Genomic DNA, 1,077 nt, shown 5'->3' with positions numbered 1-1,077 from the left:
CGGGGCGCGGGGCGCGCCCGTCCACCGGGTCCGGCGACTGGCCGTGCCCGGTGGCTGCGTCGGGCCACACGTTCTCCGCAGAGTCCTGTCCCTTCTGGTCGCTCACGCGGCATACCCCCTATGCCTTGCCAGCTTGCCGCGCGTGCCACGCGCGTGCGGCCCACCACGCGGGCGGCCGAAGGATGAGTTCTCATCAGTTCGTCTGTTCGTCTGGGCCGCAACGGCCCGTCACGTGGGCGTAATACAAGCCGCCGGAAATAACAACTCCCGCAGCCGGGCGGGGCACGCCGAACCGACACCGCAACATACTGATTTCGCGCCATGTTTACGACAGCTGCATATCCGCTTCCACCCCCCCTGCATGGCAATCCGGAATTTCCAGACGGTTTTCCGGTATCCACGGCACGCAGTCCGGAAAAGGCCGCCGGGTTCACAGGCCAGGGGCGCTGCGCTACACTGCGCACCGGGCGGTCACGCCCCATCACCCACGCACGCCCCATCACCCACGTACGCAAGGACCCGGCATGACGCCACCCACAGCCCAGGCCGGTCCGGCCACCGCCAACCCGGACAGCACGCCTGCCGACAACACGGCCCTGGCCCGCAACGCCGCCACCGTGGCCGGGGCCACGCTGGTATCGCGGGTGCTGGGCTATGCGCGCGACGCCCTGACCGCACACATTTTGGGCGCCGGTGCCGGAGCCGACGCCTTCTTCGTGGCCTTCCGCCTGCCCAACCTCATGCGCCGCATGCTCGGCGAAGGGGCGGTGTCGCTGGCATTCACCCCCACCTTCGTGCGCCTGCGCGGGCAAGATGGCGATGCACGGGCCTTCGCCTTCGGGCGCGGGGTGCTGCTGCGCACGCTGTTGCCGCTGGCCCTGCTGTGCCTTTTGGGCATGGCCCTGGCCCATCCCCTGGCCTTGCTGCTGGCCCCCGGCTTTGGCGCGGCAGGGGCTCCGCCGGGCGTGGTGGAACGGGCCGCGCATCTTCTGCGCATCTGCCTGCCTTACGGGGTGGCTGCCACCTGCACCGCGCTGTGCGCGGGCATGCTGCACGCCCACGGGCGCTTCCTGCCGC

1 protein-coding gene is annotated in these 1,077 nt (G+C 70.6%); it reads left to right on the top strand.

Annotated features, from left to right (window positions below; translation table 11 throughout):
* Positions 1-524: 524 nt before the first annotated feature.
* Positions 525-1,077, top strand: a 553-nt coding sequence (locus FVW27_RS16740) for a lipid II flippase MurJ (protein ID WP_279586649.1), incomplete at its 3' end; no start/stop codon positions are given.

The organism is Nitratidesulfovibrio liaohensis (assembly GCF_011682075.1).
GTDB lineage: Bacteria > Desulfobacterota > Desulfovibrionia > Desulfovibrionales > Desulfovibrionaceae > Cupidesulfovibrio > Cupidesulfovibrio liaohensis.
The sequence above is the reverse complement of the archived record's forward strand: the minus strand, read 5'-3'. Positions and strand labels throughout refer to the sequence as shown.